The organism is Halococcus saccharolyticus DSM 5350 (genome assembly GCF_000336915.1).
GTDB lineage: Archaea > Halobacteriota > Halobacteria > Halobacteriales > Halococcaceae > Halococcus > Halococcus saccharolyticus.
The window spans coordinates 113,305-138,204 of record NZ_AOMD01000033.1 but is presented as its reverse complement, the minus strand read 5'-3'; the positions used below and the strand labels follow the sequence as shown (position 1 = coordinate 138,204).

At 64.8% G+C, this 24,900-nt stretch carries 27 protein-coding genes and 1 pseudogene; 14 read left to right on the top strand and 14 right to left on the bottom strand.

What is annotated here, in order from left to right; all coding sequences use genetic code 11:
• Positions 1-388: 388 nt before the first annotated feature.
• Complete coding sequence (locus C449_RS16380) at positions 389-1,333, bottom strand: cation diffusion facilitator family transporter (protein ID WP_006079164.1); 945 nt, start codon at positions 1,331-1,333, stop codon at positions 389-391.
• A gap of 76 nt (positions 1,334-1,409) precedes the next feature.
• Entirely contained in the window at positions 1,410-2,063 is a 654-nt protein-coding gene (gene hisH, locus C449_RS16375) for an imidazole glycerol phosphate synthase subunit HisH (protein ID WP_049914388.1), read from the bottom strand.
• 109 nt (positions 2,064-2,172) lie between these two features.
• On the opposite strand from hisH, the gene bioB reads away from it, so the two are divergent.
• From bioB to bioD, 4 genes are read left to right on the top strand one after another with little or no spacing between them, the layout of a single operon-like run.
• Positions 2,173-3,294: a biotin synthase BioB gene (bioB, locus tag C449_RS16370; protein ID WP_006079162.1), complete on the top strand. Its 1,122-nt coding sequence runs from the start codon at positions 2,173-2,175 to the stop codon at positions 3,292-3,294.
• 30 nt (positions 3,295-3,324) lie between these two features.
• A complete protein-coding gene (locus C449_RS16365; RefSeq protein ID WP_006079161.1) occupies positions 3,325-4,419 on the top strand; it encodes a hypothetical protein in 1,095 nt (364 codons plus the stop codon).
• The gene (locus C449_RS16360) at positions 4,419-5,696 is read left to right on the top strand and encodes an aminotransferase class I/II-fold pyridoxal phosphate-dependent enzyme (RefSeq protein WP_006079160.1); all 1,278 of its coding nucleotides are present in this window, start codon (positions 4,419-4,421) and stop codon (positions 5,694-5,696) included. Before C449_RS16365 ends, C449_RS16360 begins: the two co-directional genes overlap by 1 nt.
• On the top strand, positions 5,689-6,390 hold the full coding sequence (bioD, locus tag C449_RS16355) for a dethiobiotin synthase (RefSeq protein WP_006079159.1): 702 nt from the start codon (positions 5,689-5,691) through the stop codon (positions 6,388-6,390). The genes C449_RS16360 and bioD overlap by 8 nt, the downstream gene beginning before the upstream one ends.
• Positions 6,391-6,429: 39 nt before the next feature.
• Here the strand turns inward: bioD and C449_RS16350 are convergent, their stop codons facing one another.
• The 4 genes from C449_RS16350 to C449_RS16335 form a co-directional block, all read right to left on the bottom strand.
• Positions 6,430-7,131 (bottom strand): TIGR00266 family protein, encoded by a 702-nt coding sequence (locus tag C449_RS16350; protein ID WP_006079158.1) that lies wholly within the window; start codon positions 7,129-7,131, stop codon positions 6,430-6,432.
• 148 nt (positions 7,132-7,279) lie between these two features.
• A complete protein-coding gene (locus C449_RS16345) occupies positions 7,280-7,870 on the bottom strand; it encodes a uracil-DNA glycosylase (RefSeq protein ID WP_006079157.1) in 591 nt (196 codons plus the stop codon).
• A gap of 253 nt (positions 7,871-8,123) precedes the next feature.
• Positions 8,124-8,711, bottom strand: a complete 588-nt coding sequence (locus C449_RS16340; RefSeq protein ID WP_006079156.1) for an endonuclease dU — start codon at positions 8,709-8,711, stop codon at positions 8,124-8,126.
• A complete protein-coding gene (locus tag C449_RS16335) occupies positions 8,712-8,894 on the bottom strand; it encodes a DUF5786 family protein (RefSeq protein ID WP_006079155.1) in 183 nt (60 codons plus the stop codon). It abuts the gene before it with no gap.
• A 94-nt stretch (positions 8,895-8,988) separates the two neighbouring features.
• Here C449_RS16335 and C449_RS16330 point away from each other — a divergent pair, with 94 nt between their 5' ends.
• The 3 genes from C449_RS16330 to C449_RS16325 all read left to right on the top strand — a co-directional run bounded on the left by C449_RS16330 (position 8,989) and on the right by C449_RS16325 (position 10,595).
• Entirely contained in the window at positions 8,989-9,597 is a 609-nt protein-coding gene (locus C449_RS16330) for an MBL fold metallo-hydrolase (RefSeq protein ID WP_006079154.1), read from the top strand.
• 119 nt (positions 9,598-9,716) lie between these two features.
• On the top strand, positions 9,717-9,806 hold the full coding sequence (locus C449_RS19080) for a hypothetical protein (protein ID WP_445298244.1): 90 nt from the start codon (positions 9,717-9,719) through the stop codon (positions 9,804-9,806).
• A gap of 6 nt (positions 9,807-9,812) precedes the next feature.
• Positions 9,813-10,595: a DUF7089 family protein gene (locus tag C449_RS16325; protein WP_006079153.1), complete on the top strand. Its 783-nt coding sequence runs from the start codon at positions 9,813-9,815 to the stop codon at positions 10,593-10,595.
• Between the two features lie 22 nt (positions 10,596-10,617).
• Here C449_RS16325 and C449_RS16320 read toward each other — a convergent pair whose 3' ends face one another.
• Entirely contained in the window at positions 10,618-11,127 is a 510-nt protein-coding gene (locus C449_RS16320; protein ID WP_006079152.1) for a hypothetical protein, read from the bottom strand.
• A 101-nt stretch (positions 11,128-11,228) separates the two neighbouring features.
• Here C449_RS16320 and C449_RS19075 point away from each other — a divergent pair.
• Positions 11,229-11,377, top strand: a pseudogene (locus tag C449_RS19075) (DUF7089 family protein); the annotation flags it as partial.
• A gap of 128 nt (positions 11,378-11,505) precedes the next feature.
• Here the strand turns inward: C449_RS19075 and C449_RS16315 are convergent.
• From C449_RS16315 to C449_RS16305, 3 genes are all read right to left on the bottom strand, one after another.
• The gene (locus C449_RS16315) at positions 11,506-12,927 is read right to left on the bottom strand and encodes a S8 family peptidase (protein WP_006079151.1); all 1,422 of its coding nucleotides are present in this window, start codon (positions 12,925-12,927) and stop codon (positions 11,506-11,508) included.
• Positions 12,928-13,075: 148 nt separating this feature from the next.
• A complete protein-coding gene (locus C449_RS16310) occupies positions 13,076-13,654 on the bottom strand; it encodes a DUF7090 family protein (protein ID WP_006079150.1) in 579 nt (192 codons plus the stop codon).
• A gap of 103 nt (positions 13,655-13,757) precedes the next feature.
• Entirely contained in the window at positions 13,758-14,183 is a 426-nt protein-coding gene (locus C449_RS16305; RefSeq protein ID WP_006079149.1) for a DUF2391 family protein, read from the bottom strand.
• Positions 14,184-14,362: 179 nt separating this feature from the next.
• On the opposite strand from C449_RS16305, the gene C449_RS16300 reads away from it, so the two are divergent.
• Positions 14,363-15,040: a class I SAM-dependent methyltransferase gene (locus C449_RS16300; protein WP_006079148.1), complete on the top strand. Its 678-nt coding sequence runs from the start codon at positions 14,363-14,365 to the stop codon at positions 15,038-15,040.
• Between the two features lie 53 nt (positions 15,041-15,093).
• On the opposite strand, the gene C449_RS16295 is transcribed toward C449_RS16300, so the two are convergent.
• The 3 genes from C449_RS16295 to C449_RS16285 all read right to left on the bottom strand — a co-directional run bounded on the left by C449_RS16295 (position 15,094) and on the right by C449_RS16285 (position 17,008).
• Entirely contained in the window at positions 15,094-15,234 is a 141-nt protein-coding gene (locus C449_RS16295) for a YHS domain-containing protein (RefSeq protein WP_080504954.1), read from the bottom strand.
• 86 nt (positions 15,235-15,320) lie between these two features.
• Entirely contained in the window at positions 15,321-15,980 is a 660-nt protein-coding gene (locus C449_RS16290) for a helix-turn-helix domain-containing protein (RefSeq protein ID WP_006079146.1), read from the bottom strand.
• 239 nt (positions 15,981-16,219) lie between these two features.
• Complete coding sequence (locus tag C449_RS16285; RefSeq protein WP_006079145.1) at positions 16,220-17,008, bottom strand: sulfurtransferase; 789 nt, start codon at positions 17,006-17,008, stop codon at positions 16,220-16,222.
• A 184-nt stretch (positions 17,009-17,192) separates the two neighbouring features.
• Between C449_RS16285 and C449_RS16280 the strand changes: the two genes are divergently transcribed.
• From C449_RS16280 to C449_RS16265, 4 genes are all read left to right on the top strand, one after another.
• Complete coding sequence (locus C449_RS16280; RefSeq protein ID WP_006079144.1) at positions 17,193-18,083, top strand: sulfurtransferase; 891 nt, start codon at positions 17,193-17,195, stop codon at positions 18,081-18,083.
• Between the two features lie 1,042 nt (positions 18,084-19,125).
• Complete coding sequence (locus tag C449_RS16275) at positions 19,126-19,986, top strand: sulfurtransferase (RefSeq protein WP_006079143.1); 861 nt, start codon at positions 19,126-19,128, stop codon at positions 19,984-19,986.
• Positions 19,987-20,369: 383 nt separating this feature from the next.
• On the top strand, positions 20,370-20,999 hold the full coding sequence (locus C449_RS16270; RefSeq protein ID WP_006079142.1) for a hypothetical protein: 630 nt from the start codon (positions 20,370-20,372) through the stop codon (positions 20,997-20,999).
• Between the two features lie 142 nt (positions 21,000-21,141).
• Positions 21,142-21,786, top strand: a complete 645-nt coding sequence (locus C449_RS16265) for an Sjogren's syndrome/scleroderma autoantigen 1 family protein (RefSeq protein WP_006079141.1) — start codon at positions 21,142-21,144, stop codon at positions 21,784-21,786.
• On the opposite strand, the gene C449_RS16260 is transcribed toward C449_RS16265, so the two are convergent.
• Positions 21,787-24,237 (bottom strand): DEAD/DEAH box helicase, encoded by a 2,451-nt coding sequence (locus C449_RS16260; RefSeq protein WP_006079140.1) that lies wholly within the window; start codon positions 24,235-24,237, stop codon positions 21,787-21,789.
• 221 nt (positions 24,238-24,458) lie between these two features.
• Here C449_RS16260 and C449_RS16255 point away from each other — a divergent pair, with 221 nt between their 5' ends.
• Entirely contained in the window at positions 24,459-24,887 is a 429-nt protein-coding gene (locus tag C449_RS16255) for a hypothetical protein (RefSeq protein ID WP_006079139.1), read from the top strand.
• The last annotated feature ends 13 nt before the right edge of the window (positions 24,888-24,900 follow it).

Genomic DNA, 24,900 nt, shown 5'->3' with positions numbered 1-24,900 from the left:
TACGGTCGGCGCGCACGCGGTCATGTGTGAGTGAATACGAGTACCGACCGCGAAACGGCGCGCGAGGTCTGCACGAACCGAGCGAGTGCAGGCTCAACAGAGCTTGCTCTGCTAGTGGATGAGCACCGGAGTGAGCCGCAGGCGAACGAGGAGCGCAGTCGGCTGGGGAGGTGTGTGGCGGTCGCGGGGCGGTGGCGGGATGAAGTAATCGTACCGCGAACGAGGCCGCAGGCCAGTGAGCGGGCCGAGGAACCTCCGAAGTTCTCGTGAGCGAAGCGAGCGAGAGCACGGAAGAGCTTCGCTCTTCCGGAGGAGGTGACAACGGCTTTTGATCCACATTTTGCGAGGGAGTGAGCAACGCGAACGACCGTAGCAAAATGTGGGGCCGTCAGACCTCGGGTTCGATGTAGACCTTCCGGATCTGCGGTTGCGTTTCCATCAGTGTGTTTTCGATTTCGGAGATGTAGTCGTCGATGTCTTCGGTTTCGAGGCCCGCGTCGAGCGCGACGTCGGCGGTCACGAGGAGCTGTTCTGGTCCGAAGTAGACGGTCCGGAAGTCGATGATCTCTTCGACACCATCCCATTCGGCGATCACCTCGCGGAGTTTGCGTTCCTCGTCGGCCGGCAGGCTCTCGCCGAGCAGGAGACGTTTGTTCTCCCACGCGAGCGCGATCGCGAAGCCCATGAGCATGAGTCCGATCAGGAGTGCGGCCACCGCGTCGTAGAGCGGGTTGCCGGTGTATCGACTGAGGAACACCCCGAACAGCGCGATCCCCGCACCGGCCATGGCGATCGTGTCCTCGGTCAGTGCGGTCAGCGTGGTCACGTCGCTCGTTTTCCGAAATGCCTCGCGGTATCCGCTCCAGCCGTGTTCGTCGATCTGGCGAGTCATCTCGTCGTTGGCTTTCTTGAGCGCGTAGGCCTCGAAGACGATCGCAGCGATGAGCACGCCGTAGTTGACCCAGATTCCAGGGAAGGAACCGATCAGTGGGAGCGACGCCTGCCCCATCTCCGCGGTGTGTGGGTGGACGATCGCGTTGTAGCCGTGTTTCGCGCTCTCCCAGCCCGCGATCCCGAAGAGGAGGACGCTCACGAGGAAGCTGTAGAAGAACTGTGCCTTCCCGTAGCCGAACGGGTGCTCGCGGCTGGCTTCCTTGCCGCCATACCGAATACCGATGAGGAGGAAGATCTGATTACCCGTATCGGAGATCGAGTGATAGGTCTCCGAGAGCATCGCCGCGCTCCCGGTGAGGAGAAAGCCGGCGAACTTGAGGATCGCGATCGCGCCGTTGGCGATCAGGGCAGCGATCACGACGGACCTGTTGCTTGCCATTGCACGGTCTGCACGCGCATCCCACAAAGGTTCTTTCGCAACGGACAGAAGAGCGACGCGTTGGCCGGCGGCCAGGTTATTCAGCGCAGAGATCGACGAAGTTCCGCAGGATCCGCAGACCGGTCTCGCCACTTTTCTCGGGGTGGAACTGGGTCCCAAAGACGGTGCCGGACTCGTCGGCCACGACGGCCGGGAAGTCGACGCCGTACTCCGTGCGGGCGACGACCGCGTTCTCGTCGTTGGGTTCGGCGTAGTAGGAGTGAACGAAGTAGGCGTACTCCCCATCCACCCCTTCGACGAGCGGGTGGTCGCGCTCGACCGCGAGCTCGTTCCAGCCCATGTGGGGCACCTTCCGATCGCCGGTAAAGCGGACGTTCCGGCCGGGGATCAGATCGAGCCCCTCGACGTCGCCCTCGCCAGCGCGTTCTGCCTCCTCGCTCGTGGTGAGGAGCATCTGCATCCCGAGACAGATGCCGAACACCGGCGTCCCTGCGTCGGCGGCGTCGAGCAGCGCCTCGCGATAGGGGCCGGCGTTCTCGACGCCCTCACGGAACGCGCCCACGCCCGGCAGCACGATCCCGTCCGCGCCCGCGAATGCGGCGGGGTCGTCGGTGATCTCGACGGCGGCCCCCGCGCGTTCGAGACCGCGGGTCGCGCTCCGGAGATTGCCGAGACCGTAGTCGACCACGACCACCGACGCCGCGGTGCGCTGGGTCTGCGCTTCGCTCATGTCGTCGCGTACCACGGGACGGGCTAAGTCGCTTTCTCTCGGCGACGTCGACGGCCGGATGCAGCCATCGCCCGCAAGGACTATGATCCCGTCAACTGTTTTCTGATTTGTGGTTTACGAGACTGGAAACGCAACGATCGACGACGCGGTGGGGCGTGTTCTCGACGGCGAGCGCCTCGACCGGACGGACGGCGTGGCGCTGCTCGCCCAGCCGGTCGAGGAACTCGCGGCAGCCGCCGATTTCGTCCGATCGGAGTTCGGCGACGGCACGGTCGACGCGTGTTCGATCGTGAACGCGAAGGCGGGCGACTGCGCCGAGGACTGCGGGTTCTGCGCACAGTCGGTCCACTTCGACACTGGGATCGACACCTACGGTTTCCTCGATCCAGAGGAGATCCTCGCGGCCGCCAAACGCGCCGAGCGCGACGGCGCACAACGTTTCGGGATCGTGGTCGCCGAGAAGGGCGTCTCGAAGGAGCGCCGTCCCGAGGAGTGGGCCGAGGTCATCGAGGCCATTCGGCTCGTGCGCGACGAGACCAGAGTGGAGGTCGACGCCTCGCTCGGCCTTCTCACCGAAGAAGAAGCCACGATCCTCGTCGAAGAGGGGCTGAATCACTACAATCACAACATCGAGACCTCGCGGCGCTACTTCGACGAGATCGTGAACACCCACGACTTCGAGGATCGGCTGCACACCCTCCGAGTCGCCAAGGAGGCCGGAATGGACCTGTGCGCTGGCGTGATCCTCGGGATGGGCGAGACACCCACGGATCGAGTCGAGGCCGCGATCGAGTTGCAGAAGATCGGGGTGTCCTCGCTTCCCGTGAACGTCCTCAATCCCGTCGAAGGCACGCCGCTCGGCGACGCCGACCACGCCGATATCTCGACGGCGGAGTTGATCAAGACGATCGCGATCTACCGACTGCTCCACCCCGAGGCACGGGTCCGGCTGACCGGCGGGCGCGAGGTCAATCTCCGGCCCGACGAGCAACACCTCCCCTTCGAGGCGGGTGCAGACGGCGTCCTCACTGGGGATTACCTCACGACCGCGGGCCAGTCACCCGGCGCAGACATTGAGTCGATCGAGCGCGCCGGTCTGGAGCCGAACATGGAGACGAACGAGTTCGATCCCGCCGACGTGAAGGCTCGCGGGCGGGACGACGCTGACTCGCCGACCTCAACGGTCGAGACGGCAGCGGGGACGGCCACGAGCAACGCGAGCGACGACTGATCGATGACGGACGGAGACACCATCCAGACTATGGACGACATCAGATTCGCGGTACTCGGTACGGGCGGTATCGGACGGCGAGCACTCGAAGTCTCACAGGCCAAGCAAGGGCTGACGCCCGTGGCGGCCTGCGATCGCCACGGTATCGCGGTCGATCACGACGGCCTCGACGTGGACGAACTCCTCGCCGCGACGGAAGGGAACGTGGCGAGCGCGGCCGACCGGCGGGAAGCCGCGGACGGGCGAGCGGCGACCGGCGAGAGCCGCGAGCCGCAGACGGACGGCGGCACGGCGACGGTCAAACAGCACGGCGAGCAGGCGGGCGTCGTCGCGTCGGCGCAGGCCCGCCCCACTGAGACGCCGATCGCGGACACCATCGCGGAGAGCGACGCGATCGATGCGGTGTTGATCGCGCTCCCGAACCTCGAACACGACTTCATCCCCGAAGTCGCCGCAGAGTTCGCCGCAGCGGACTACAAGGGCGTGCTCGTCGATGTTCTGAAGCGATCGCGGGTGATCGGGCTGCTCGACGAGCGTCCCGACGCCTTCGAGGAGTCGGGGATCACGTTCGTCTGCGGTGCGGGCGCGACGCCAGGCTTCCTGACCGGTGCGGCGGCACTCGCCGCCCAGTCGTTCGTCGAAGTCGAAGCAGTGGATATCCACTGGGGCGTCGGACTGCAATCGGGCTACGAGGACAACCGGGGCACAGTCAGAGAGGATATCGCACACTTGCCTGGCTACGACAACGAGAGCGCACGCGACCTCTCGGACGACGAGATCGAAGCGATCGTCGACGATCACAACGGCGTGATCGAGTTCGAGGACATGGAACACGCCGACGACGTGCTCTTGGAGCGAGCGGGCATCTGCGACGCCGCAGACGTGACCGTCGGCGGCGTGCTCGACGTACGCAACGACGAGAAGCCCACCACGACGACCGTGACCGTCACCGGGAAAACGTTCGACGGCGAGCGCGCGACCAACACCTTCGAACTCGGTGACGAGACCAGCATGGCGGCGAACGTCAACGGCCCCGCACTCGGCTACCTGAAGGCGGGCGTGCGGCGCAATCGTGCGGGCGAGTACGGCGTGTTCGGCCCCGCGGACCTGATGCCAGGGTTCTGATGGCAGAACGCGACACGACCGTCCCGGAAACGACGGAGACCGTCGAAGACGACCATCAGAATTCAGCGCATGGCTTCGCCCTCCGGGAGCGACTCGACGCACGCGAGCAGCGAGGTCTCCGGCGCGACCTCGCGCCGACCGAGCGGGTCGCGGCACGGAGCCGCGTGGCCACCGATCCAGGTGATGGAATCTCGAACTTCGCGGGCGAAGATCAGGTGATCCTCGCGTCGAACAACTACCTCGGATTGGCCGACAACGATCGCGTGCAGCAGGCGGCTGCGGCGGCAGCCCGAGAGGTGGGAACCGGCGCGGGCGCGAGCCGCCTCGTCACCGGCGATACGCCCGTCCACCGCGCGCTCGAACGCAACCTCGCCCGGACGAAGGACACCGAGCGTGCGCTCGTCTTCTCGTCGGGCTACGCCGCGAACGTCGGCACGATCGCCGCGCTCGCGCCCGACGTGATCTTCTCCGACGAGCTGAACCACGCGAGCATCGTGGACGGCTGCCGACTCGCGTGTGCGGAGACGATGGTCTACGATCACGCGGACGCCGATGCGCTCGGCGCGGCGATGGCGAGACGAGACGAGCAGGCAAGGAAGGGCGAAGACGAATCGTGGCTGGTCGTGACCGACTCGGTGTTCAGCATGGACGGCGACGTCGCTCCGCTCGCGGCGATCTGTGACGCCGCCGAGCGTCACGGCGCGTGGGTGATGGTCGACGAAGCCCACGCGACTGGTCTCTACGCCGACGGAGCCGGGATCGTCGGACACGAAGGGCTCGGGGATCGGGTGCAAGTCCAGTTGGGGACGCTCTCGAAGGCGCTCGCGAGCCAGGGCGGGTACGTCGCCGGAAGCGAGGCGCTGGTCGAACACCTCGCGAACGCCGCGCGCTCGTTCGTGTTTTCGACCGGCCTCGCGCCACCAGCAGCGGCTGCGGCGCGCGAAGCCCTCGCTATCGCCCGCGAGGGCGAGCGCCGCGAGCGGCTGTGGAACGTCGTCGAACGGCTCCGCGACGGACTCGACGAAATGGGCTATCGCGTGCTCGGCGAAAGCCAGATCCTCCCGGTGCTCGTCGGCAATAGGTCGAAGGCGGTCGCGTTCGGGGAGTCACTCGCCGAGCACGGGATCGTCGCGCCGGCGATCCGCCCGCCGACGGTGCCCGAGGGGACGAGTCGGATTCGCGTCGCTCCGATGGCGACGCACACCGAGAGGGAGATCGAGCGGTGTCTGGAAGCGTTCCACGAGGCGGGGCGCGCTGCTGGAGTACTGGATGAGTGAAACGGCTTCGGAGGGGACGTTCGCGGTGGTGGGGACCGACACGGGAGTGGGCAAGACGGTCGTCACCGCTGGGCTCGTCGGGTGGCTTCGCGAGGACGGCGTGGATGCGCGCGCCGTCAAGCCGGTTCAGACTGGCTATCCGCCCGACGACGATGCGGAGTTCGTCGCCGAAGCGTGTGAGACAGACGACGCCGCGACCTGCATCGAACGGCTCGAACCGCCACTCGCGCCGCGCGTCGCCGCCGAGCAGATCGGCGCGTCGCTCTCGTACGCTGCGATCCGCGAGGGCTGCGAGCGGGCGCTCGCTACCAGCGAGGTCGGGGTGCTCGAAGGCGTCGGTGGGGTTCGGGTGCCGCTCGTCGACGATCGAGAGGTGATCGACCTCGTCGCCGACCTCGAACTCCCGGCGGTGGTGGTCGCACGCTCGGGACTCGGGACGCTGAACCACACCGCGCTCACGGTCGAGGCACTCGCGGCGCGTGGCGTTCGGACCCACGCCGTCGTCCTGAACGAGTACGCCGGCGAGACGATCGCCGAGCGGACGAACGGGGCCGAGCTCGAACGCATGACTGGCGTGCCGGTTCACACACTGCCGTCGTTCGATCTCGCCACGCCAGCCGACGCCGTTCCCAGTGTCCGGCGTCGGCTCGATCGCGACGTGTTTCCCGACAACGTCCGACGCGCGCTCGGCTGAACAGCGGACCGGTGCGTTTCGGACGGTGGTTCGACGCTTTCAGAACTCGACTTCGAAACCGCCGTCGTCGCCGGTGCCGGGCATCGCTTCCATGATCTCCTCGGTGAAGGTATCGAGCCCGCGGGTCTGGTACCACACCGTCCCGGGACCGGTGAAGTCCATTACGATCCCCTCGCCGCTGAGGAGTGTGGATTTCAGCCCGCCGACCCGGCGCGCATCGAACTCGACGCTGCCCTCCCACGCCACGACGTGGTCGTTATCGACGACGTGGGACTCACCGTGATCGAGGGCGATAGTCTCCAATCCACCGAACGCCTCGATGAACACGTCGCCGGTACCCTTCAGCGCGAGCGGCGTGAGGCCCGCACCTGACAGCATCGACTCCAGGCCGCCGAACTCCGAGTCGATGTCGATATCGGGATCGGAGGCGAGATACGCCCCGTCGACGGCGTACAGCGTCTCGCCGTCGAGTTCGTGGTGGTGGACGTCACCGGGTGTCGGCGGCGAGAGCGTCACGGTCCCTGGCTCGCTCTCGGCAGTGAACCGGTTGGCAAACGCCGACTCGCCGCCGAGCATCGATTTCGCGGAGCTCACGAGACCGTCACGGCTCGATTCCGTCTCGATCGACACCGACGGCGAGTGGGTGACCATCGCGCCGGGTTCGGCCATGACGGTTTCGCCGGCGGCGAGTTCGACCACGAGGTGGGTGTACGACGGGCGGTGGGTGAGTTCGACATCCATAGTGTCTCTCGGACGAGGAGTCGTCCGTGCAGGTGGCCATCCCCGCAACGGTCAAATAGTTTTTGAGGGACATTAACTACGAACGTTCGATCGGTGATCCGAAGACGGTCCCGTCGAAAGAGCGGAGGATACGACCCTACGCGAGATTTCAGAACCCGCCGAGGCGCGACTGGCCACTCCCGTCGCTCTCGGCCACGCCAGCGACCTCGGCGGCGGTGGCGATCGCCGACTCGAACGTCCCCTGCTGGCTCGAATCGTACAGCGTGGCTGCGGGGTGGACGCAGATCAGGACGCGGTGGGCGGTTCCGTCGAGTCGCGCGTCCTCGATCGTGCCCGCCTCCTTCGTGACCGCGGCGTCGCGGCCGAGGAGGTGTTCGGTGGGGACCTTCCCGAGCGTGACCACGAGCTCGGGGTCCACACGACTGATCTCGCGTTCGAGATACTCCCGGCAGTTTGCGAGCTCATCCTTGTGGGGATCGCGGTTCCCCGGTGGGCGACACCGGACGCAGTTGGTGATCCGGACGGCGTCGCGTTCGAGGCCGTGGTCGCGGAGTGCATCGTCGAGGACGGTTCCGCTCCGGCCGACGAACGGCTCGCCACCCTCGTCCTCGTGTTCGCCCGGCCCTTCGCCGACGAACAGCAACTCGGCGTCTTCGGGCCCCGTCCCGTTGACGATCCGGCTGCGCGACGCGCAGAGTTCGGGACAGCGCTCGCACTCGATCACCTCCAATCCATCCATGTGGCCCGTATCGTCGCTCACACGCCGGGTTCGCTGGCGGTCGTCTTAACCGTCCGGCTTCGGGGTAGCTGCTGGGCGGTGCTGTGTCGGCGGTTGGCGCGCGGGAGCGCGCCGTCGAGGCGCGCGACTCGTGCGAGGGATGAGTGAGGGAGCGAAGCGATCGAGCGAATCGGCTAGGGAGGGTGTGGCCTGCGGTTCTCATCTGTGTCGGGTTCGGTCCCAGTAGTGCTCCGCCCGAGAGCGATACCACCGATCAGTTTGCCGTATCGAGAGTGCCCCCATCCATCGCCTGCCACGCATCGGCAGCGCGGGCGACCAGCCGGGCGACTCGCAGCGGTTCGGGCCGGCCGCCCTCCGGCGTGAACGCGCGGACGACGTCGGCGGCCTCGTCGTCCGCCAGACCCACGCTCCGGACGAACACCGTCTCGTCGTTGACCGACAGCCGGCGACGCGGCGGCTGCGCACGATATGTTTCGAGCCGTGATTCGAGCGCGTCGCCAGCAAACGCCTCGTGGAGCGCGGGTTCGAGGCCGGGGCTCGCCTCGAACGAGATCAAGAGCACGGGACGGTCGACGGCGGTGTGGAGACGGTGGAGGTCGATGAGGTTGTACCACGCGGGCGCGATGCCGGCGAAAAGTAGGTAGGCGACGTCCTCGCGCGCGAGGCGATCGGCGAGAGCGACGACGGTCTCGGTGGCGTCGGTGCCGCCCACGGTGCACGAGTCGACGGCGAACCCGTCGACGACGCGGTCGGCCCGGACCACCGCACCGGCGAGGGTGCTCCGTGCGGCGTCAGAGCGGTACGATTCGGCGACGCCGAGGGCGCGAGCCCCGGTCTTCATCTACTCCTCTTTGATGTCCTGCAGTCGGTCGAGGAGTTCGTCGTTCGACTCGCCGAACTCGAAGTTTACCTCGCCCGCGTGGTCGTTCTCTTCGGTTTTGAGGTCGCCGTCGTCCTCGTTCTCGAAGTCGGTGTCATACTCCTGGTTCCCCTGCTCGGATTCATCGTAGCTCCCAAAGCCCATACACGCCACTAAGGGAATCCCTACAGAAAAAACATTTGTAAGTAGATGAACCCGTTGCCGGCACACTCAAGCAGTCGGCGGCCGAGCATGAATCATGGACGCGATCACCGTTACCGAGGGTGCCGAGACGTTCACCTGCAACGCATATCTCGTCGACGGCGAGCGCACAGTGCTGGTCGACGCCGGGGCGATGGACGGCGTCGAGGACGTGATCGCCGAGCACGTCGACGCTCTCGACGCAGTCGCCCTGACCCACCAACACGGCGATCACGTCGGCGCGCTCGACACCGTGCTCGACGCCTTCGATCCCGAGCTCTGGGCGTACGGTGATCACCCGCGGCGCACGGATGCGCTCGGCGACGGCGATTGGGTCGGGATCGGCGACGAGGAGTTCGAGGTGGTGTACACACCCGGCCACGCCGACGACCACGTCGCGTTCGTCTCCGAGTCGACGATCTTCTCGGGTGATGTCGTAGTCCACGACGACGGCGCATTCGAGGACGGCAGTTTCGGCCGAACCGATATGGCGGGCCAGTCCCGTGAGGAGCTCATCGAGAGCATCGAGCGAATCCTCGATCGACTCCCCGAGGGCGTCGAGGGGATGTACGCCGGCCACGGCGGCACGTTCCACGGCGACGTGCGAGCCGTGATCGAGCGTGCGCTCGAACGGGCGGAGCGGCGCGAACCGAAGTACCCGGAGTGACTCGGACGACAGATCGCAGGCGCAGTCACACTGGGAGGCCTATCGCGGCGACTGTGTCGCGGGCAGGACGGGACGGGGCAATTGAAGCACTTAACACACCGCCCTGAGAAAGGGTGGCCATGAGTCAGGCAACGAAGGTCGTGGTGGGAACAGTCGGAGTATCGGCGCTGCTCGCGGTGGGCGTCATCGTTGCGCTCGCGCTCACGTAACTCGTCATGTTCGAGCCGCGGGAGCTTACGGACGAGCTCGCGTCCGTTCGGGACGAGCACGTGCCCGGCGCGCTCGTTCTCGACTGCGAGCGCGATTTCGAGACGCTCGATCCCACGGTCGCGGAGTCACTCGGCCCGCTCGTCGACGGCCTCGATCCGCGCAGCTATCCCGACGAGTGGCTTCCGTCGGACGCTCCCGCCGCACTCGAACGCTACGCGGGCGACGCGTTCACGGTCGGGATGCCCGGCGACGGCGGGGTCGCGTGGACTACCCAAACCAGGCCGCCGACGGTCCTCGTCAAACCCCGTCTCCAAGGATCACCCGACGCGTTCGTCGACTTCTTACTCGCCGACGCTCTCGTCGAGACGGGCCTCAGCCTCCCGGAACACTTCCTCGGCTTTTTCGAGTCTTCCTATCCCGACCTCGCGGCCGCGACGCTGCTCGGCCCCGCCGACACTTATCAGCTCGCCGCCGCGCTCTACGACGCCTATTGCGGTCTCCACACCCGCGAAACCTTCACGACGTGGCGCGACAGCCATCCCGAACTCCACGATGCGTGGGTCGACGCTGGCGAACGTCTCGAACCACGGCTCGCCGACCTCTCGAACGAGGTCGCCACCGGCGACACGTCCTTCGCGGCGGCTGCGGAACTGGCCTGCAGCGGCGTGAAACACGACCTCGACCTCCCGACACCGTTCGGTGCGCTCGATACCAAGGCCTATCGCGAGTACGGTGCGGAGTACGCGGTCAAGTGGACCACGAAGACCTTCGAGAAGCTCGACGGGTGACGAACGCCGCGGTGACTATGGGTCACGCCGTAGTGATCGGAAGATCGTGTTCGTCCATGAGCACCGCTTTCGCCGTCTCGAACTCCTCGTCGGCGAGCGGCGTCTGCGTACAGACGCCGACGTAGCGTTTCGCTTCCGTGCCGTACTCGCTGTAGTGGATAACGATGTGTGGCGCTCGGAAGGGGCGTTTCGGCCGCGGATCGATCGATTCGATGGCACGTACCGGGATCGTTCGCTCGTCCGTATATCCGCGAAACCACCGTCTGATGCGTTTGCGGACCAGAAAGTATCCATATACGACTACGAGGAATCCGACTGCGCCGCCGATTCCCAGCACTGCGAGCCACTCGTTACCGAACACCAGCGCGTACAGAAACTGTCCGACGCTGTAGACACCCATCAACAGAACGAATCCAAAACGAAGCAGTCCCCGCTCGTACCGCTGCCGGTGGGCGAGTTTGAGGTTCTCGTAATGCCGCCGGAGCCGACCACCGAGGCCGAGAGGTTCGAGGCGTACTTCACCGTGTTCCACCACACAGCGACCGCCTCTCGTCCGAAACTCTCCCATCTATTCCAGCCACATGATCCGGAAACAAATGTCTTGAGGTGAGAGTCGTCTCCGCGCTGATCCGAGCATCGTCAGAACTCGCCTGCAGCGGGATAAAACACGACCTCGACCTCCCAACACCGTTCGGTGCGCTCGATACCAAGCCTACCGCGAGTATGGTGCGGAGTACGTGGCCGAATGGGCCACGAAGACTCTCGGGGAATTCGACGGGTGACCCACCGCTCGTCGATCGACGAGCGCACGCTCATCAAGCGATTGCCCTCGCTGCGGTAAATCATCATTTAGAAACGAAAGGCGATCGCCGACGGCGTGAAGTGCTCGGAAGACGACGGACAGTGGCCGTTACTTCACGCGCTTGACCAGTCGTTCCAGATCGAGGTGACCGGCACCGTGATAGGTTTCGCCCCCAGGTGCGCTGCTCGCGGTGTCCTGGATGAGCGATTCGATCTCTTCGACGCTGGCGTCGGGACGCAGCGAGCGGACGAGCGCAGCCGCACCCGCGACCTGCGGGGCGGCCATCGAGGTGCCGGCCTTCCAGCCGTAGGCCGGAACAGTGTCGCCGCTTTCGTCGGTTTCGAAGACGGTCGAGTAAACGAGGTCGCGCTGGGCTTCCTCGACCTCGGCTTCGGTGTCGAAGTCCCCGCCCGCGGCGCTCACGTCGACGGCGCTCCCGTAGTTGGTGTAAAAGGCCGGGGAGTCCGTCGGGTCCTCCAGTCGGTTGCCCGTGAGCCACTTCGCCTCGTTGTCGCTGTGCTTGCCGCCCCAGCCACAGCCGATCGGTCCGGTCGCGGCGACGCCGAAGACACCCTCGGCCTCCGTGGGGATGCTGAGGGTGTTCTCCGGGGACATGTTGAGTGAGTCGTTGCCCGCGGAGTTGACGATGACCGTTCCCTGCGAACGGACGTACTCCGCGACCTGTTCAGCAATGCGGAGTTCCTCCGTGAGGAACGGGTACTCGTCGACGTAGACGAACGGTGCAGGGAAGCCGACGCTGTAGTTGATGACGTCACAGTCCGCTTCGGCGGCTTTCACCCATCCGGCGTAGCCGTCGCCCTGTTTGCCTTCCTGACCCGAGAACATCCGATAGGCGACGATTTCGGTGTCCGGGGCCGTCCCAAGGACACCGCCATCTGGACCGTCGTTGCTGTTGGTCGCAGCGATGATGCCCGCGACGTGTGTCCCGTGGTCGCCGGCACCGTTGGGACGGAAGTCGAACTCGTCCTCCGAGACGTTCTCGGAGAGGTCGTCGTTGACGACGCCCGCGAGATCGGGATGGGCGTCGTAGACGCCGGAGTCGACGACGGCGACACGGGTGCCCGCGCCGGTCGCCGTATCGTGGATGGACTTGCCGCCGCCCGGTTTGTCGGTCAGTTCGTTGTTGAGATCCTGGATCCGCTTGTCCCACTGGAACTCGCTGTTTTTCGGCGGACCGTCGTGGTTGTGGCTCGACCCCTTGCCGTCGGTTGTCGGTCCATCCCGTGACTTGACGGCACCAGTGCGATCGTCGCCCCGATCGATGACACGGTCGGCGACCGTCGTGCCATTTACACGCTCCTGGTCGCCGCGTGCGACGAGGACATCGGCCTGCGAGAGATCGTGGATGATCTCGATGTCGTCGGGGACCTCCGAACGGTCGACGTCGCGGAGGTTGATGAAGAATCGCGAGTCCGAGGTACTCGCCGTCGCGGTGCCTGCACCGAGCGTTGCAGCGCCGATCGCCGTACCAGTCAGCTGAAGGAACGTTCGTCTGTTGTGCTGTGACATGGCAATATTCGATTCTTCCCCGAAATTGATAAGGTTTGTCTTACCCGATGTTATCGTTTGTCATGGGATGGCGGAATTTGCTCACGGATCGAGTTCGGCGTCTATTAGCAGCAATCCGGTCAGGGCGACGTGAACACTGCCGGAACCGTCAGAACTCGCCGACCACGCTGCCGTCGGGGTCGAGCGTGATCACGCCGTCGAACAGGTCGCGATAGCCTTCGACGATACTCTCGTCGTGGACCTCCTCCGCGAGGTGAAACAGTCCGACGGCGTCGTGTTCGTCGAGGAGGGCGAGCAGCGACGTCACCGCCTCGCGGGCGCGCTCTTCGTCGGCGTAGTACGCCATCTCGGTGATCGAGTCGACGCTGACCCGTCGTTTGCCGTCGGTCGCGGCGAGGAACTCGCGAGTGCTCTCGACGATTCCATCGAGGTCGTCGGGCGAGGCGACGTAATGGATATCGTCGCCCGAGCGGCGCGAGTAGCCTCGTTCGACGCTGAGTGCGTCGAGGATCGTCGCTTTCGATCGGTCGACCGTGTAGTGTTCGAGTTTCTGTTCGACCTCGCGGGCGGTGGTCCGCGTCGAGATCACGAGAAAGCGGTCAGTGTCGGTACTCAGGAAGTCGGTGTCGATCCGGTCGGTTTCGCCGGTGCTTGGATGACAGAGGAGTACTCCGGTCCCGGCTGGAATGGTGTCCGGTGTGTCCTCAACCGTGAGCGCATAATCCATGCGCCGAACCGGGACGGGAGTCGTCTTAATCCCTGCGACCCCGCGGTCCGCTCGATCGGTTTGGCGACACCGTTCGGCACCGGTTCCCGCAAAATCCGCCGGTTCAGTACACGCTATCCGCGGTGGCCGCACCCACGACGCTGAAGATCGCCCCCACGGAGATCGCCCGAAGCGTCACGCCGAGGCGCTCCATCGCCGGTAGATCCGCGAGAAACGTCGCCGGGGCGTCGAACACCACCGCGAGTATCACGACCGATCCGAAGGCGACACCCATCAGCGAGACGAACCGGACCGGGACTCCCACGACGGTCCGCTCGCGTTCCGGGTCGCGGTCGGCGTCGGCCTCATAGAGCGCACCGTAGCCGATGGCGAACACGAGCGCGATGGTGGCGATCCCGTGCAGCCACCCCATGCTGATCGCGAGCGTCCAGACCTCCTCGGTGACGACGAACGGCCCGGCGAGCAGGAAACCGCCGACGACCTGCTGAGCGATGTCCGCCACCTGGAACTGGGGTCGCCATCGCGCCATACCGGTCGCTCGCGGCCGTCGAACAAGACGCCTGCGCTATCGGGACGGCCACGTCCCGATCGACTCGCACATCCGACCCCCCTTCCGGCGAGACGGTCGTCCTACCGCTCCGGTCCGTGAACGACTGCTGAACGACGGCCCGGCGAATCGGTTTTCACGGTCGCCTCCCTGGCCCCGGTATGAGCGTCAGAGAGGAGTTCGACGCGTGGGCCGCCGAGGGCCGCGACCGCGGGATGGAGGAACGCCACTGGCACACCGCAAAGCACGTCCTCGCCCGCATGCCCGTCGAGGCCGGCGACCGCGTGCTCGATCTGGGCTGTGGCAGCGGCTACGCCGGGCGCGCACTCCGCGAGACCGCCGACGTGCGGAGCTACGGTCTCGACGGCGCACCCGAGATGGTCAGAAACGCCGCCTCGTACACCGACGATCCCGTAGTCGGCTTTCTCGTCGGTGACTTCGAACACCTCCCGTTCGCCGACGACAGCCTCGATCACGCCGTCACGATGGAAGCGTTCTACTACGCGAACGATCCCCGCGCCGCACTCGACGAACTCCGGCGCGTGCTCCGGCCGGGCGGCACCTTCTACTGTGCGGTGAACTACTTCGAAGAGAGCGTCCACACCGCCGACTGGGAGGAGAACGTCGGCGTGGCGATGACTCGGTGGGGGATGGCCGAGTACCGTGACGTGTTCCGCGAGGCGGGGTTTCACGTCGCCAGCCAGGACACGATTCCCGACCGTGAGATCGAGATCCCGCCCGACGAAGAGTTCCCGACCGACGGGTTCGACACCCGCACGGCGATGGTCGAGCGCTACCGGACTCACGGCACGCTGCTGACCGTCGGCGTCGTTCCCTGACATCTCGACGGGAACTGCCAGAGAAGTCCGGGCCGCCGCGGCGAGACTCCTGTCTACGTGTACTGTTCAGGATCGTCCTCGAACGCCTCTTTGCACTCCGTGGCGTCGAAGTAGTACGTCTCGCCGTCGTGATCCGTTCGCTCCGGTGCGTCGTCTCGATGCACGTCCCTTCCGCAGACTACGCATCGTGTCATCGTCGCTTCTTCGGTCCGAACACGACTAAATCCCTGTCCAGCAGTTGCAAGCGACGAGCGAACCACCCTGTCTGCCGCCGACTCCGTCACTCCTCGTCGCCGACACCGACGATCAGGGTGTTCTCGATCAGCGTGCTGTACGCCCGCCGGAACCGCTCGGAGAGTGCCTGGTGAGAGATGTCGAGTTCATCGGCGAGGTCGTCGAGGGTGATGTCGCGGGGTACCTCGTAGTGCCCGTGCTCGAACGCCGCGATGAGCGTCTCGTGTTGGGCTTCGCTGAGTCCGAACCGACCGTGGCGATCAGCGTCCATCTCGTAGATGTTCTGGATATCGATAGTAAGTCCGTTCTCCTCACAGAACTCGTGGGTCATCGACAGCGCCTCGCGCTCGGGAAACAGGATTCGGAACTCCCACCGGCCGTCCGTCCCGAAGGCGTCGAGTACCGTCGCATCCGCCTCGACGAGGATCTGGACCACCACCTCGATTTCCGTGGTCCAGTCCATCCGGTAGAGTCGCTCCTCGCCGAGATCGGAGAGGAGTTCGAGGTTCTCGATACTCGCATCGTTCTCGAACGCCCGTTCGACGTCGTCCATGTGGTCGCTCGACACCCAGATGAACGGCATCACGCGCTCGTCGTCGTGGGCCACGACGCGCTCGACGTCGAGTTCGAGGTCGGACACCGCGACGAGTGTATCGTGGAGGGCGAACTCGTCGGCGGGAATCTCGATGTTCGCGATAGTGCTCATTGAGGATCCATTCACCGCGTGTTTGCATATGCGTGTTGATCCAATGGAGCGGGCGATCAGTCGGTCTCCGCGGTTCGCCGCTTCGATTCGAGGTCCCCTTCATGGTTCGAGAGAGTTTCGCACACTCGTCATCACGAGAGACCCTCCGGGCCTCTCGAACGACTCCGTTCAGTCGCTCTCGCCCTGCTCCGCGGGTCGCGTTCGCTCCCCGCTCCGCTACGAGGGCTTCCTCGCTGCACTCAGTCGCCCTCGCTTGTCTCGATCACCCCACCCGCCTGCTCCCACTCGGTCAGGCTCCCCTCGTAGAACCCGAGGTTCTCGAAGCCGAGATGTCGCAAGACGAGGTAGGTGTGGCTGATCCGGCGGGCGGTGTTGCAGTAGAGGATCACTCGGCGGTCGCGGGGGATGCCGTGGTCGTCGAGAAGGTCCTCGATCGTCTCTCGATCCTCGAGTCCACGTGTTTCGTCGTCGACGAACTCACGCCAGTCGAGCTGGATTGCGCCGGGGATGTGGCCCTCTTCGTACTCCCACGCCTCACGAGTGTCGACCAGCAGTCCATCGCCGTCATCGACCGCTGCTGTGATCGCTTCACGATCGATCAGTACTGTGTCGTCGGGTCGTTCGAGGGCGTACTCGACGGGGTCGGCCGGAGTCGTTTCGGTAGTCGTCTCGTGGCCACGACCCCACGCGCTGTAATCCCCGTCGAGCAGATGGAGATTTGACCGGTCGTGACCGTAGAGTTCGGCCGTGACGAGAAATCGGGCGGCGAACACGCCGTGCGTGTCGTCGTACGCCACGATCTCGTCGCCGCGTTCGATTCCCGCCCCGCCGAGGAGATCGGCGAAGACCTCTTCGCCGGGCAGCATTCCCTCGTCGCCGTCGGGAGCGCGGAACGAATCGAAGGGGATGTTGACCGCACCGGGAACGTGGCCGATCCCCTCGAACTCCCACTCGTCGCGCACGTCGACGATCCGCACGTCATCGCGGTTCTCGTCGAGCCATTCGGCGGACACCACGACATCAGTCATGATTTTGCTACGTGGCGTGGTGGCTTGAACCCAACCATCCGATGCGACCACGGTTCGGCACCGCTGCTGACGGCGGAGCACAACGAAGAATCGGTGAGAGGGGCACGAAGCGATCGTTCCACGAACGACGCTACCTATTCAAGCAGGAACGCTTTGTGCTCAGTCGACGAAACGAAGACGGATCATGAGCGATTACGCCAACGACGTCCTGGTTTCGGCCGACTGGATAGAAAACCACCTCGACGAGTTTCGAGATGACGATGCCGAATACCGGCTCGTGGAGGTCAACAGCCCCGAATCACCCGAAGACGACGACTTTCCCTCACGGTACGACGAGGGGCACATCCCCGGCGCGATCGGGCTCCAGTGGGACGAAGACCTCTCGGACGAGACCGAACGCGACATCCTCGACAAGGAGGGGTTCGAGTCGCTCTGTGGGAGCCACGGCATCGCGGACGATTCCACAGTAGTGTTCTACGGCGACGGCCACATCGCCAACTGGTTCGCGCTGTTCGCCTACTGGGAGTTCAAGTACTTCGGTCACGACGACGCGCGCGTGCTCGACGGCGGGAAAGACTACTGGGTTCACAACGACTACCCCCTGACCGACGAGGTGCCCGCGTTCTCACCCACCGAGTACGTCGCTGGCGGTCCCTACGACAACATCCGAGCGTACAAGCGCGAGGTCGACGAGGCACTCGAAACCGGAATCCCGATGGTCGACGTGCGCTCGCCTGCGGAGTTCACCGGCGAGAAGATCGCACCCGAGGGCCTCCAGGAAACCGCCCAGCGCGGCGGCCACATTCCCGGTGCGTCGAACGTTCCGGTCGCACAGGTCCTGAACGACGACGGCACGTTCAAATCCGCCGACGAGCTCCGCGAACTCTACGCCGATCACGGCGTCGAGGGCGACGAATCGATCATCACCTACTGCCGCGTCGGCGAGCGCTCCTCGATCGAGTGGTTCGCGCTCCACGACCTGCTGGGCTACGACGACGTCCGGAACTACGACGGCTCGTGGACCGAGTGGGGGAATCTGGTCAACGCCCCGATCGAGACAGGCGAGGCCGAGTGAACGGAGTAAACGAGGCCTCGTAGCGGCTGTCTCTTATACACATCNGCTCCTCGATCGAGTGGTTCGCGCTCCACGACCTGCTGGGCTACGACGACGTCCGGAACTACGACGGCTCGTGGACCGAGTGGGGTAATTTGGTTCGTGCGCCGATCGAGACAGGCGAGGCCGAGTGAACGGAGTGAACGAGGCCTCGTATCGGAACGGTGAGCCGTCGGGCGAACCGTGGAGGGTGTCATAGAATTCTTCCCAGACCTCAGCAGCAGCCCAAGAACCAGGTGTCTGAGAACTACCTAATATCGCTGCCATTCAGAAACAGCGGTAGCAGGCATCTCAGTTGATAGTCGAAAGCCATGCCAACTGTTCTATGACACCCTCACCTGTAAACTTCCGCCCAGAGATACACGATTCCTAAGATAGAGTAGAATATACCAAAACCAGTAGCTAACCAGTCACTTTGCACGGCATAGAGAACTGCCTGCACCAACCCAATTACAACCCATCCTACCCCGATTAACGTCTTAGTTTGATCTGACGCCATGATTCGGATTCAACAGCTATCATTTAAATTGCTGTCGAAGGTGTCATAAAACGCTTCACACATCTCAGAAACGACCTGAAAAGCGGCCTCTGAGAAGCAGCCAAGTATCACTGCTATTCAGTCCCGGCAGTAGCGGAGTTCCCTGCTGTTGGCTGAACACCATACCAACCGTTTTAGGATACCCCAAACTGTGGAGACTGGCGAGGCGGAGTAAGCGCAGCGAACTCCGCCACGTGGCGGAGCGGCGAACGAATGCGAGCCGCGGAGCATGGCGAAGTAGCTCATCCGCAGATCGACACTCAGAGATGCCAGCAAAAATCTCTGGTTCGTGGCACGTCACTCGGCAACTCGCTTCCACCGGTCGTCATCGCAGCTCGGTCGGCCTGGCTTACCGCACTCGTCCCCAGTCTGAACCAGCAAAATTTTCTGGTACGTGGGTGATGGTGACGTGATCTGCCGAGAGTATCGGTAATATATGCCCCCGGATCGAAGCGACGAGTGGTCATGAGTGACTACGCAAATGACGTGCTCGTTTCGGCCGACTGGGTCGAGGAGCACATCGAGGAGTTTCAGGACGACGACCCCGCATACCGATTGATCGAGGTCGACGTCGACACGGAGGCGTACGAGGAGGCCCACGCACCGGGTGCGATCGGGCTGAACTGGGAAACCCAACTTCAGGACCAGACCCGACGCGACGTCCTCTCGAAGGAGGACTTCGCGGACGTGATGGGCGAGCACGGTCTCACGGAGGATAGTACAGTAGTTCTCTACGGCGACAACTCGAACTGGTTCGCGGCGTACACCTACTGGCAGTTCAAGTACTACGGCCACGACGACGTGAAGCTGATGAACGGCGGCCGGGACTACTGGCTGGCGAACGACTACCCGACTACGACCGACGTACCGGAGTTTTCGAGTCAAGACTACGCCGCGAGCGGCCCATACGAGGGGATTCGGGCGTACCGCACCGATGTCGAGAACGCGATGGAGCGCGGCGTTCCCCTCGTCGACGTTCGCTCGCCCGAGGAGTTCAAGGGCGAGATCCTCGCGCCGCCCGGACTCCAGGAGACCGCCCAACGTGGCGGCCACATCCCCGGCGCGTCGAACATCTCGTGGGCCGCGACGGTCAACGACGACGGCACGTTCAAGACCGCCGACGAACTCCGCGAGCTCTACGAGTCCGACGGCGTGACCGACGATCAGGAGGTCGTCGCGTACTGCCGGATCGGCGAGCGCTCCTCGATCGCGTGGTTCGCGCTCCACGAACTGCTGGGCTACGAGAACGTCGTGAACTACGACGGCTCGTGGACCGAGTGGGGGAATCTGGTCAACGCCCCGATCGAGACAGGCGAGGCCGAGTGAACGGAGTAAACGAGGCCTCGTAGCGGAGCGGGGAGGAACGACCCGCGGAGCAGGGCGAGGCCCTGTCTCTTATACACATCTCTGAGCGGGCTGGCNGAACTACGACGGCTCGTGGACCGAGTGGGGGAATCTGGTCAACGCCCCGATCGAGACAGGCGAGGCCGAGTGAACGGAGTAAACGAGGCCTCGTAGCGGAGCGGGGAGGAACGACCCGCGGAGCAGGGCGAGGCCTCAAATCGAAGTGGCGAACCGTCAGGCAGTCCACGCCACAGCAACCACCCACCGTTTTTCAGTGATCGATGGCGCTCGCTTCGAGCGATCGACTTCGTTCGTGTTCGAAAGAGGGCGATGGTTACAAACCGCCTGCGTGTCTGTGAGCGCACATGGATTCGAGTCAGTTCGTCGATAGCGTTCGCGAGGACAACCGAACCGCGCTCTCGCGGCTCGGCTCCTCGAAGTCGCTGTACGCCGACACCGAAGGGGAGATGGAGTCCGCACCGGTGCTCCGCGCGGCCGCCGACAGCGAGTTTCACGCCCGCGAGACGTTCGAGGAGTGGGCCGAAAGCGAGGGTGACGACGCCGCCCAAGAGGTCTTCGCCACCACCGCCAGCGAAGAGGGCGATCACTACGGCCAGGTCACACAGCGTCTCGACGGTGACCACGAACCGGACGAGACGCCGGCCATCCACGAGTACCTCCGCTCGATCGACGACACCGCCGGTCGCGCAGGCGCGTTCGTCGGCCGGACCATCGCGACCGCGAAGTCGAAAGAACAGCTCGTCGGCTTCTTCGTCGGCCAGGCCGACACGAGCGGCGCACAGCTCTTCCGCGATCTCGGCGACGACGTCGACGCCCAGCTCGAGCGCGGCAAAGACCTCCTCGGCGACGTCTGCGAGACCGACGAGGAGTGGGCGCGTGCCGAGGAAGCCGCCGGCGACGCGATCCAGACCGCCTACGACGAGTATACGGAGCGGCTCGAATCGATGGGCGTGAATCCGAAACCCGTCTGCTAACCACCGTTTGCTGCGGTCACGCGCTCGCGAGTTTACTCGCTCGAACGGTCCACGACTGCACCGCTACCGTACTCCTACCGCCGGGTAATCCCTACGAGACCGACCCACAGTCCTTTTTGAATCGCGGTGCCTTTCGACGGGTATGAGCGACTTCGACAAGGAAGCCGAACGCGAGAAACTCCGTGAGCGGTTCGCCGAGGACGAGGAGAAACGCGAGACGACCGAGCAGATGAGCGAGCTCCTCCTCCAGGGTGCGACGATGACCAACAGCCACTGCGACACCTGCGGGAACCCGCTGTTCCGCTACGACGGACAGACGTTCTGCTCGACGTGCCAGCAGGCCACCGGCGAAGACAGCGAGACGAGGACCGCGGCGAACGACGCGCCGGCCGCTGGCGGGGCAGCAGGGGCCGAAACAGCGGACGACAGCCGACAGATCCCCGTCGACGATCCTCACGACGAGCGGTCCGCCGAAGCCGATCGTGCCGCGGAATCACGACCCCGGGAGACGACTGCGGGGACAGGACGGCCGAAGTCGACACCGGTCGACGATCGGCGTGCGCCACCGTCGCAGTCGCGTGGCGACGTGACGAATGCGAGCCCTGATCGGGGCTCCAACGAAGGAACGGGCGATCTCGCGGCGACCGAGGCGTCGCTCTCGCGCACCCTCCATCGACTCGCGAGCGCCGCCGAGAACATCGACGACCTCGGACGAGCACGCGACCACCTCGCCGCCGCCCACGAGGCCGCTGAAGCGCTCGAAGCCGTGCGGAACGCACGACGTTAACTACGTCTCGTAGTCGCTGCCGACGACCTCGCGGATCCGCTCGGCCGTGACTTCACCGATCCCCGACACCTCACGGAGGTCGTCCTCGTTCGCGATCATCACGCCCTCAACCGTCCCGAACGCGTCGAGCAGTGCGCGTGCGGTCACCGGCCCGATGTCCGCGATCGCGCTCACGACGTACTCCTGCTGTTCGGCCAGCGTCTTCGTCCCCTTCTCGCCGTGAACGCTGACCTCGCGATCGTCAACCTCCTGTTCGCGGCCGGCGATCACGGCGAGGAGGTCAGCGGTGTCGGCTTCGTCTGTCGTCCGGAGCACGCTCGCGCCGAAGTCCACGGCCAAGGAAGCGAGCGCACCCCGGATCGCGTTCGGGTGGACGTTCCGCTCGCCGTAGAGGTCCTCGCCCTCGATCACGACGACGGGCCTGGCGTAGTGACGCGACGCGTCGCCGACCTGCTCGAACACCGACCGGTCCCCGCCGGTCAGCGTGTCGAGGAAGTCGCTCACGGATTTACGCTCGACGACCACCCGATCCGAGAGCACGTAGTCGCCGACCGCGAGCGTCTCCAGACGGGTCTCGGTCCCCTCGCGCGTCGAGAGGTCGCGCGCGATCGACGAGTCGAGTTCGCGCTGGTCGATCACGATCTCGGTCTCGTCCTCGGCGTCAGCGGTGGCTGTCGCCACGACGCCCGCTTCGTCCTCCTCGTCCGCGTCACCCACGTCGGTCGCTCCGGCAGCCCCGTCCTCAGCGGCGACCTCGTCCGGTGTTGCGAACGCCGTCAGGCCCGACTGCCCGCCGTCGCCCGCGGTCGCGTTCGCGGCTGCGCCGTCGTCGGTCGTGGCGGATTCGCCGGTCACCGCCACGTCACTACTCTCGAACGAACCGAGGTCCGACTGGGCGAGATCGGACTCGATGGCTCTGGCGGCACTTTTCAGCGTTTCGAGCTCTTCTTCCATCCGAGATTCCTCGTGACGGGACTTCCAGAAGTACGCCTCGTCGCGGGTGTCCTCGGCGAGCAACACCATCACCCGGCCCTCCGTCTGGCGACCGGTCCGGCCCTTGCGCTGGATCGATCGGATCGCAGTCGGGACTGGCTCGTAGAACAGGACGAGATCGACCTCGGGGACGTCGAGACCCTCCTCCGCCACGGAGGTCGAGACGAGGACCTCGAACTCCCCATTCCGAAATTCGTCCAAGGTTTCCTGTTGCTCCTTCTGGGTCATCCCATCCGAGCCCTCCTTGTCACCCTGCCCCACGAACTTCCGCGTGCTGAAGTGCTCGCCGAGAAAGTCGGTCAGAGTCTCGGCGGTGTCGCGCGACTCGGTGAACACGATGACGCGCTCGCCGTCCTCGATTCCTAACGTTTGGGCGAGCAGAATGCGCGCTCGGCGGAACTTCGGGTGGAGATCGTCGAAGCGCTCGACGCGGTCCATGGCGTCTCTGACTTTGGCCTCGGAGACGAACCGCTGGGCGGCCTTCGACGCCCCCGAGGAGCGTGCGGCGTTGCGCTGGCGCTCGAAGTATCGTCGGAGGGACTCGACGCTCTGGGTCTCGGCGAGCGTGACCGCCCGCCGGAGCTTCATCACCTCGGCGTGAATGCTCATCCCCTCGTAGCCCTCTGACTGATCGTTGTCGATCAACTGCTGGAGTTCCCCGCGAATCCGATTCAGATCGCGCTGGGAGATGTCCGCACTGGTCGAACGGGTCACACCGAGTTCTTTCAGCCCCTCGAGCCGATCCTCAATCACCGCCACCAGCGCGTCCCGGATCGCGAGAATCTCGTCGGGAAGGGTCACGCGCTCCCACTCGACGTCCGTGCGATGGGTGTACGCCGCGACGTCGGCGTCGTCCTCGGTCATCACCGCCACGGTCGAGAGTCCGAGGTTCTCACAGACCGACCGGATCGCCTCCTCATCGCCGCCCGGGGACGCGCTCATGCCGGTGACCAGGGGGGCCTCGCTGTCGGCGTGATAGCGCTCGGCGATGTAGTTGTAGGCGTACTCGCCCGACGCGCGGTGACACTCGTCGAACGTCAGATGCGAGACGTCGGCGAGATCGATTCGGCCGCCGATGAGGTCGTTTTCGATCACCTGGGGAGTGGCGATCACCACGCGTGCGCGCTCGAAGAGATCCTCCCTGTCGTCGGGCCGGACCTCGCCGGTGAACACGACGATCTCCTCGTCCGGGATCGTGAGGGCCTCGCGGTAGAACTCGGTGTGTTGGGTCACGAGGGGTTTGGTCGGCGCGAGCAAGAGTGCAGTCCCACCTACCTCGTGGAGTCGGGTCGCCGTCACGAGCAGGCTCACGGTGGTCTTTCCCAGCCCGGTCGGAAGACAGACCAACGTGTGCCCGCGCGCGGCCTCGCGCGCGAGTTCGACCTGATACTGCCGGCGTTCGAGGACGTCCGAAGCCACGAGCGGGCGCTCGACGTACTCCTCGCCGGTCGTCGCCATTGGAGCGCGGTTGTGTGTCGCTGGGGTTAAGCGTTCGCGTACCGGGCTGAAACTGATCGACACACCAACCCGGACGGTCCGACTGCTGGTGATAGTCGGGAACTGGACAGAAATACTAAAGTACGCCACTTCGAAGTCCCAAAAACTATATTGCGAATATTAGCTCGTAATATATAATATCGGTACTGATATTTACTGGAGCGAATGAAACGTCGTGTACGATGGACACACCCATCAACCGAACCACCGGCAGAAACGCTCTCGTTGTCGCACTCATCGTCGGTCTGGTGATCGGCGGTACGGGCGTCGCCGCAGCACTGAGCTTCACTGAGCTGAACACGGAGAAGATATCGCTCTTCGGCGCAGAAACGGCGTCATCGGATCTCAACATCAAGAGCCAGGACACGTCCGTCTACAGTGAAGACCGAATGGTCGTTCGACTGACTGCGGAAAACACCGACACCAACAACGCTCACGAAGCGAACATCACTGTCCAAGTCCTCGATTCGTCCGGCAACGTGGCCTCGTCGATCTCGAAGGACGCGTCGGTGAGCAGTGGATCACAGCAAGCACTCACCTTCGACTTCAACGGACAGGGCGTCGCCCAGGACTACCAACGCACCTACATCATCGTCGATCAGACCAGCTAACGACGCGAGACGG

What these genes read in the sequence shown, in the direction of transcription:
- C449_RS16300 (WP_006079148.1), top strand. Translation starts at nt 14,363, where the DNA reads ATGAGCGTCAGAGAGGAGTTCGACGCGTGGGCCGCCGAGGGCCGCGAC.
- C449_RS16290 (WP_006079146.1), bottom strand. Translation starts at nt 15,980, where the DNA reads ATGAGCACTATCGCGAACATCGAGATTCCCGCCGACGAGTTCGCCCTC.
- C449_RS16265 (WP_006079141.1), top strand. Translation starts at nt 21,142, where the DNA reads ATGAGCGACTTCGACAAGGAAGCCGAACGCGAGAAACTCCGTGAGCGG.
- C449_RS16305 (WP_006079149.1), bottom strand. Translation starts at nt 14,183, where the DNA reads ATGGCGCGATGGCGACCCCAGTTCCAGGTGGCGGACATCGCTCAGCAG.
- C449_RS16350 (WP_006079158.1), bottom strand. Translation starts at nt 7,131, where the DNA reads ATGGATGTCGAACTCACCCACCGCCCGTCGTACACCCACCTCGTGGTC.
- C449_RS16260 (WP_006079140.1), bottom strand. Translation starts at nt 24,237, where the DNA reads ATGGCGACGACCGGCGAGGAGTACGTCGAGCGCCCGCTCGTGGCTTCG.
- C449_RS16280 (WP_006079144.1), top strand. Translation starts at nt 17,193, where the DNA reads ATGAGCGATTACGCCAACGACGTCCTGGTTTCGGCCGACTGGATAGAA.
- hisH (WP_049914388.1), bottom strand. Translation starts at nt 2,063, where the DNA reads ATGAGCGAAGCGCAGACCCAGCGCACCGCGGCGTCGGTGGTCGTGGTC.
- bioD (WP_006079159.1), top strand. Translation starts at nt 5,689, where the DNA reads ATGAGTGAAACGGCTTCGGAGGGGACGTTCGCGGTGGTGGGGACCGAC.
- C449_RS16365 (WP_006079161.1), top strand. Translation starts at nt 3,325, where the DNA reads ATGGACGACATCAGATTCGCGGTACTCGGTACGGGCGGTATCGGACGG.
- C449_RS19080 (WP_445298244.1), top strand. Translation starts at nt 9,717, where the DNA reads ATGAGTCAGGCAACGAAGGTCGTGGTGGGAACAGTCGGAGTATCGGCG.
- C449_RS16380 (WP_006079164.1), bottom strand. Translation starts at nt 1,333, where the DNA reads ATGGCAAGCAACAGGTCCGTCGTGATCGCTGCCCTGATCGCCAACGGC.
- C449_RS16285 (WP_006079145.1), bottom strand. Translation starts at nt 17,008, where the DNA reads ATGACTGATGTCGTGGTGTCCGCCGAATGGCTCGACGAGAACCGCGAT.
- C449_RS16335 (WP_006079155.1), bottom strand. Translation starts at nt 8,894, where the DNA reads ATGGGCTTTGGGAGCTACGATGAATCCGAGCAGGGGAACCAGGAGTAT.
- C449_RS16345 (WP_006079157.1), bottom strand. Translation starts at nt 7,870, where the DNA reads ATGGATGGATTGGAGGTGATCGAGTGCGAGCGCTGTCCCGAACTCTGC.
- C449_RS16340 (WP_006079156.1), bottom strand. Translation starts at nt 8,711, where the DNA reads ATGAAGACCGGGGCTCGCGCCCTCGGCGTCGCCGAATCGTACCGCTCT.
- C449_RS16330 (WP_006079154.1), top strand. Translation starts at nt 8,989, where the DNA reads ATGGACGCGATCACCGTTACCGAGGGTGCCGAGACGTTCACCTGCAAC.
- C449_RS16275 (WP_006079143.1), top strand. Translation starts at nt 19,126, where the DNA reads ATGAGTGACTACGCAAATGACGTGCTCGTTTCGGCCGACTGGGTCGAG.
- C449_RS16325 (WP_006079153.1), top strand. Translation starts at nt 9,813, where the DNA reads ATGTTCGAGCCGCGGGAGCTTACGGACGAGCTCGCGTCCGTTCGGGAC.
- C449_RS16315 (WP_006079151.1), bottom strand. Translation starts at nt 12,927, where the DNA reads ATGTCACAGCACAACAGACGAACGTTCCTTCAGCTGACTGGTACGGCG.
- C449_RS16270 (WP_006079142.1), top strand. Translation starts at nt 20,370, where the DNA reads ATGGATTCGAGTCAGTTCGTCGATAGCGTTCGCGAGGACAACCGAACC.
- C449_RS16295 (WP_080504954.1), bottom strand. Translation starts at nt 15,234, where the DNA reads ATGACACGATGCGTAGTCTGCGGAAGGGACGTGCATCGAGACGACGCA.
- C449_RS16360 (WP_006079160.1), top strand. Translation starts at nt 4,419, where the DNA reads ATGGCAGAACGCGACACGACCGTCCCGGAAACGACGGAGACCGTCGAA.
- C449_RS16310 (WP_006079150.1), bottom strand. Translation starts at nt 13,654, where the DNA reads ATGGATTATGCGCTCACGGTTGAGGACACACCGGACACCATTCCAGCC.
- C449_RS16255 (WP_006079139.1), top strand. Translation starts at nt 24,459, where the DNA reads ATGGACACACCCATCAACCGAACCACCGGCAGAAACGCTCTCGTTGTC.